Source organism: Ruminococcus sp. (genome assembly GCF_017650195.1).
Classification (GTDB): Bacteria; Bacillota; Clostridia; order Oscillospirales; family Ruminococcaceae; genus Ruminococcus.
In genome coordinates, this window is the sequence record NZ_JAGCFH010000206.1 from 1 (window position 1) to 6,147 (window position 6,147).

The 6,147-nt window shown below is 39.2% G+C and carries 6 protein-coding genes and 1 pseudogene; 3 read left to right on the forward strand and 4 right to left on the reverse strand.

The features are described from left to right. Nucleotides 1-298: 298 nt before the first annotated feature. From J6U00_RS09580 to J6U00_RS09590, 3 genes and pseudogenes are all read left to right on the forward strand, one after another. A complete protein-coding gene (locus tag J6U00_RS09580; RefSeq protein ID WP_296581333.1) occupies nt 299-865 on the forward strand; it encodes a sigma-70 family RNA polymerase sigma factor in 567 nt (188 codons plus the stop codon). Nucleotides 866-877: 12 nt separating this feature from the next. After that, nucleotides 878-2,116 carry a hypothetical protein gene (locus tag J6U00_RS09585; protein WP_296581335.1) on the forward strand — a complete coding sequence of 413 codons (1,239 nt, stop codon included), beginning with the start codon at nt 878-880 and terminating at the stop codon, nt 2,114-2,116. A gap of 134 nt (nt 2,117-2,250) precedes the next feature. Further along, nucleotides 2,251-2,907: pseudogene (locus J6U00_RS09590) on the forward strand (YbhB/YbcL family Raf kinase inhibitor-like protein). 619 nt (nt 2,908-3,526) lie between these two features. Here the strand turns inward: J6U00_RS09590 and J6U00_RS09595 are convergent. The 4 genes from J6U00_RS09595 to J6U00_RS09610 all read right to left on the reverse strand — a co-directional run bounded on the left by J6U00_RS09595 (nt 3,527) and on the right by J6U00_RS09610 (nt 6,026). Beyond that, nucleotides 3,527-4,201 carry a hypothetical protein gene (locus J6U00_RS09595; protein WP_296581337.1) on the reverse strand — a complete coding sequence of 225 codons (675 nt, stop codon included), beginning with the start codon at nt 4,199-4,201 and terminating at the stop codon, nt 3,527-3,529. Between the two features lie 15 nt (nt 4,202-4,216). Further along, complete coding sequence (locus tag J6U00_RS09600) at nt 4,217-4,915, reverse strand: hypothetical protein (RefSeq protein WP_296581338.1); 699 nt, start codon at nt 4,913-4,915, stop codon at nt 4,217-4,219. Further along, on the reverse strand, nt 4,908-5,792 hold the full coding sequence (locus J6U00_RS09605; RefSeq protein ID WP_296581339.1) for an ABC transporter ATP-binding protein: 885 nt from the start codon (nt 5,790-5,792) through the stop codon (nt 4,908-4,910). Before J6U00_RS09605 ends, J6U00_RS09600 begins: the two co-directional genes overlap by 8 nt. Before the next feature lie 90 nt (nt 5,793-5,882). Continuing rightward, the gene (locus J6U00_RS09610; protein ID WP_296581340.1) at nt 5,883-6,026 is read right to left on the reverse strand and encodes a hypothetical protein; all 144 of its coding nucleotides are present in this window, start codon (nt 6,024-6,026) and stop codon (nt 5,883-5,885) included. Nucleotides 6,027-6,147 lie beyond the last annotated feature (121 nt).

The following is a 6,147-nucleotide window of genomic DNA, read 5'->3' on the forward strand; positions in this document are numbered from 1 at the left end:
CGCATGGACCTGATCTTCCTCACACAACAGAATATATGATCTGAGCCATTTCTACCAGAATGTAGAAAAGGCTCATTCTAATTTGTAAGTAATAAGGTGAGATTTGGTCTGAATATGTTTCACTGAGTGAAGATCTTGCAGGTGCTTTTAACTTGACGATTTTTTCATTAATTGATAGAATAGAAAAAATGACAGTAGAATTTTTTTGAAAAAAATGAAACACTTTGCAAAGTCAGATTGAATGTTATAGATGAAAGCACATTCCATGGATACTTTCGAAAAAAACAGGAGGACAGTCATGACAGGATCTGAGTATAGTGCACTCTACCGAGAATCGCCTGATAGAGCGTATGACGCACTGTTTGACAGCTACTGCGATTATGTTTATGCAATAGTATATAATAAACTTAGAAACGTTGCTTCACGCGAGGACATTGAGGAGTGCGTGTGTGATATTTTTGCCGATATATACTTCGGTTATGATGTGAAAAGTGAATTCAGCGGAGATATGAAAGGCTACGTTTCTACAGTCGCTAAGCGCAGAGCTATAAATACCTATCACAGCCTTAATGCAAGAGCTGCACATACATCTGAAGCGTCGGAGGAAAGTCTTGCTCAAATGAAAGCGGATACAGATATTGAATACGACCACGGCGAGAAAGAGACGAGGTCCATCTTGCTAAGCAAGATCAACGAACTCGGCGAGCCTGATTCCGCTATCATAATTCAGAAGTATTATTACGGACGCACATCGAATGAAATAGCGAAGCTTTTGTCGATGAATGCTCGGACGGTCCGTACACGCGCGGCGAGAGCACTTGAAAAACTCAAAGAATCACTGACAGCTGTCGGTATCACATTATAAGGAGGGAGCACTATGAAAGAGGAGCGCATATTTGATGTACTTGAAAACGCAGATGACAAAGAGGTTGAGCTTCTTGCGGAGCTTCCTCTGCTGACTGATGAAGAGAAAAAGAGGATGAAAAAAATGAGTAAGAATAAATTGAATGAAAAATTTGAGGAAAGCAAAATGGAAGATCAGGTAAGCGGCGTTGAGCGCTATGACAGAAGGATAAGTATAAATCGCATTGTTTCCATAGCAGCTGTTGCAGTGCTGTGTGCAGGCGGCGTACTTGGCGGTTTGCATTTTATAAAGAAAGGTAATTTCAACAATTATCACGGCAGCAGCGAGTATGCAACAGAAGTTACTGATTCTTCATCAGAGACCACAACTGAGACTGAAACTGAGCCTGTTACAACTACGGTAACAACAGCTATGAATGCAGTTGAACCAGTGATAGTACCAGTAACTGCAGAGCCTCATGACGATGTACCGGAGGTTATTACGGGAGAGTGGCTGCGCGAGAGATGTCTTAACGCCACACATTACTATGATAAGTTCTCTGCGGATATTCATAACTTCATTGCAATGTACGGCTATAATCTCGACGATTATGAAATAAACGGAACTGTAAAAATCGATAATACCGCCATGAACGGTGAGATGTATGAGGAGATGTCTTCGGCGGAAAGAGAGACTTGGGACAGGACATACAATATATTTCTGAACAATATCTATGTTAGATTGAATCAGAATGATATTGAGGCACTGAATAATAATGATGAAGGAAAGTTTTGCACTATTGAAAGCGTCGATAAATTCTACAAGAATGATAGCTTCAAGCCTGACAGACCCTTACTTAGCGGATGTCTGAGCTTCGTTGGCTTTGAGAATAAGAAAGTGCGTAATGACGGGATAGAGGATATTAAAAATGAAACTTCGTGGACAGTGACAGGCGAAAGATATGAAAACGGAAGAAGGATAGCAAGCGTAAGCTTCAGCTATGAGTTGCTCCGTGAAGGAAGATATGAACCAAGGTATATTACAGCTGATTTCGATGCTGAAACAGGAGTGTGCGTTGCTTCTGAGACACGTACTGACGATGAATATAGAGGAAATGGTTATCTCTTAAAAAGCTTCAAGGCAACGAATTATAAGTTTGACGACGAAGCGGAAGCTCCCATGACAGCGGCCGAAGTAAGAGAATATATGGAAAGCAACGGATATGAAGCGAATTCTTTTACTTCAGATTATCAGGTCGAAAACATAGGCTAAAGCAGAAAAAGCGTGTTGCTAATAGTTCTTTTTTACCTATTATTGTTGACTTCTTTTTTTAAAAATGATATAATAAAGTTAAATCAATTTATGTCATAAAAGTCGCACACTTCGTTAATGAAAGGAATCATAATATGAAGAAGTTCAGAAAAGCTTTATTATCACTTTGGGTTTTAACACTGGCTATTACAGCGACATCATGCGGTCAGAAAACGACAGATAATATCTCTCCTGCTGAAACTCAGACAACAGAATCTGCAAACGAAACGACTACTGAAGCTGATATTCAGACAACAGAATCTGCAAACGAAACGACAACTGAAGCTGATATTCAGACAACAGAATCTGTAAACGAAACGCTTGCTGAGTTTGAAGTGACATCGGAAGACCTGCATGACGGTATATGGGATACAGTCATCACCAAAACGAAAAATGGTTCAAATGTATCCCCTCAGCTTTCATGGGAACCGGTTGAAGGAGCACAAAGCTATATTATTTATATGGTAGATACATCCGCGTCAAACTGGATGCACTGGAAATAAGGAAATATAAACGAAACCAATCTCGCACAGGGAAGCGCAGACGAAAATGAATATATCGGACCGTATCCGCCGGACGGTAAACATACTTATGAGATTTGGGTGTACGCTCTTGAAAAGCCTACTGAAAACATTCCGGGCAAATTCGATGATATCAATGGAAAGTTTGACGATTACAAAGATCAGATCGGTGAAACCTCGAAAATACTTGCAGCCGGTCATCTTTCAGGAACATATAAACACGGAGACTGAAACCTTTTTCAAAAAATGTGCATTATTATGGTGCAATAAGAGGGGGGCGAGGATTTGATCCTCGCCCCTTTTATTTATGAAAAAACACAACAGAGATTGACGGAGATTCTTATCTTTATCTAAATCTCTGGCAAAATACTGTTAAGCGAAGAGAAAGTAGTGAGATGAATGCCGAGAATTTAGATAAAAAAGTATAACATCATAAGCCGATAAAGCGAAAGCTCCCATGACAGCAGCTGAGGTAAGAGAATATATTGAAAGCAACGGATATGAAGCAGATCCTGATCTTTCAGATTATCAGGCCGAAAACCTAGGCTAAATCAAAAAGGCTTACCTTCAGGTACTTTTGTACACTCACGGAGGAAGTGAAATCGTATGGAAAAGAAAATACCCGCCAATTTGAAATGCTCCCCTTTTGTTAGACAATGTGGTATAATAGAGATATACCAATTTGAAATCTAACGAAAGGGGGTATTTTTTAGCAGATCAATAACCATAAAAACAATAAGTTCCTTCCGCCTCATATTTAAAAGTCTATGTCAATTATCGATAGAGAATATGCAATTATGAGGGCGATGGAGATCCTTTAGTTTGAGCACAACAACATCCGGTTCAGTGATTATTTCCACCCCATCAGGGCCTGAATTGTTTTCGTAACAGGTTTCGTTCTGTTTCCTGTCTTCCACCATCTGTTCGCTATGATTACTGTAACCATGATAAATGCCATATATAACACTAAAGTAATTATTACTGACAAGCTGACAGGAATACCGAAACCATTCTGAAATGATTTGTTTTTGGAAATAAAGCCTGATAATGCAAGCAGTGCCAAATATGGAAAAACAGCAAATCCTTCATACTTTTGTTTCCCGATGAATGTTGCGAATAGAATAAATACTCCGCTGTATATAGAATTGAATATCATTATATCAGCTAGGGAAGAAGCACCAATATTTATATAGGCCAGAATATCAAAGATAACATCGTATGTCAGGCATATTATGGAAGTGAAAACGATAGGAGCGGTAATAAACAAGTGCTTTGCGCAGCTGGAAGAAACATAGAATTTGAACAGATATGGTTTGAGAACGCTGAATGCTACGATTATAATCACTCCGACATGTCCAATGCCAAGTGAACTGATCATTGACATATAATCTTCACTTCCAGCTGGATGCGGCTCAATCACGAATAATGTAGACATTAAAAACATGATAAATATACCAACTATTAAAGTAACTGGATTTACTGATGTTTTCAAATATAGTCTGATGGCATTTATAACTTTTTTCATGTTATTATATCTCCTTTAGCTGTTCCATCGTTTTTCCTTATAATTGTTTATCATCAGCTTGAATGATATGGGAATAAGCACAATTGCAGCTGCTCCGGCTGCGATCTGTATCCAACCGAGTCTTCCAGATGTAATAAGGACTGACATTATGCCAATAAGACCAATTATATCTGAAACTATCACACTGATACCACCTCTGATAGCTCCATTCGGAATCATACTTAACAGAGTGCATATACCGATATTCAGCAACAGGAAAAACAACATTGAAATACAGGTAGCAGTACCATACATCAGAATTGGAAATACTGCATTGATAGCGCATATTATTCCTAAAAAAAGGAATATCACTACGATAGCAGTTATCAGATTCCCCACTCGCATTTTTATGTAAGTATCATAACCTCCTTTAACGCTTCTGAAGAGTTTTCCTCCAGGATTTTCTTTCTCGTATGTCATCTGTGAAAGAAGCGTTGTTATGATACCGCCTTCTAAAGCAAGAAATATATTACTCACAATTGCCTTAATGGTAGCTAACATATCATCAGAATTGGCAGATCCGTTATCCAGTCCATTCATCAACAAAACATATAGAACTATGAAAAGATAAAGGCCAAGAGCAATCCCGGTGATGAATAATATCATTTTACTGATACTTTTACCGCTATACAGTTTTAATGCCTCTGAGCAGGTCAAAGGTGTATTATTATTCATCTTCCTCCGCCTTTCTGAGTATGCCGACACTTAGCTGCTGTAGTGTTGGTGTTTCAACAACCGTATCATACTCCCTGAGCATATCACAGTTTTCTGCGAGTGCGATACCTTCAAAGCTTGTATGTCCACCTGCAAAAGAGAGCATAAAAGGTTTTGCTTTTTCACCGTTTTCGGCATCGCCGTGGACGAGTATGTATTTCTGTTTCAGGTCCTCAACGAACCCCTGCTCAATTACTTTTCCGTTTGACATGTAAATTGCATAGTCAGTTGCAAACTCCATATCAGCGATATTATGTGTAGAGAAAAGTACAGATCGTTCACCGTCACGCTCATTCAGATACTCTCTGAATATATCGCATAGCATATCTCTGGCAAGCGGATCGAGTGATGACGCAGGCTCGTCTAGCACGAGAAGCTCTGTATCTCTTGCAAGCACAGCCGCAAGATAGGTACGCATCTTATTACCATCGGAAAGTTTAACAAGTTTCTTCTGTTTCTTTTCTGTCGGATCACCAAGCTTGAATCGCTTGCAGAGCTCTGCGAAATGCTTTCTGTCAAAATTATCGAATCCAAGCTCCATTGAATTTGCTATCGTTTTGAGCGTCCAGTCAAGTGGAAAAAAGTCTGCTGAGGAGCAGTAGCCGATACGATTCCGGAGTTTGTCATTATCAATATCGCTCATATCACCGAAATAGACCGCTTCGCCGCCGCTTTTGCTTGTAACGCCGCATAAAATGTCAATCAGAGTTGTCTTTCCAGCTCCATTTGCGCCAATCAGTGCCGTTGCAAATCCGCAGGGGATCTCAGCCTGAATTTCGCCGAGCTTAAAATTTTTGTATTTCTTAGTAATGCCTTTGATTTCAATTACATTTTTCATATTTCATTCTCCTCACCCAAGAAAAAATACGCTAATGGAACTTTTCTTACCTTTCTTATTACGAGGATACTCCTTGATACGGGAAATGTATTAAAGATTTATGATCTCACTGCCTCTGCCGGTTTGAATCTCAATCCAGTCATTCTCGATTTTTGTAAGTGTACCGCTTACTGAACTGAAGCCTGTGCATACTATGACTTCAATACCGATATATTCCTTAATTAACTCGTTCATCCTAGAAATCTCCTTTCCGAATTTCTTTTTCATCCTTTGCTTGTTTATGAGCTGCTGCATTCGTCTTCTTTGTTGAATAAGAACAGCTAATAAGATAATGAAGAATATATAGAATAATATC

What these genes read in the sequence shown, in the direction of transcription:
- J6U00_RS09580 (WP_296581333.1), top strand. Translation starts at nt 299, where the DNA reads ATGACAGGATCTGAGTATAGTGCACTCTACCGAGAATCGCCTGATAGA.
- J6U00_RS09585 (WP_296581335.1), top strand. Translation starts at nt 878, where the DNA reads ATGAAAGAGGAGCGCATATTTGATGTACTTGAAAACGCAGATGACAAA.
- J6U00_RS09595 (WP_296581337.1), bottom strand. Translation starts at nt 4,201, where the DNA reads ATGAAAAAAGTTATAAATGCCATCAGACTATATTTGAAAACATCAGTA.
- J6U00_RS09600 (WP_296581338.1), bottom strand. Translation starts at nt 4,915, where the DNA reads ATGAATAATAATACACCTTTGACCTGCTCAGAGGCATTAAAACTGTAT.
- J6U00_RS09605 (WP_296581339.1), bottom strand. Translation starts at nt 5,792, where the DNA reads ATGAAAAATGTAATTGAAATCAAAGGCATTACTAAGAAATACAAAAAT.
- J6U00_RS09610 (WP_296581340.1), bottom strand. Translation starts at nt 6,026, where the DNA reads ATGAACGAGTTAATTAAGGAATATATCGGTATTGAAGTCATAGTATGC.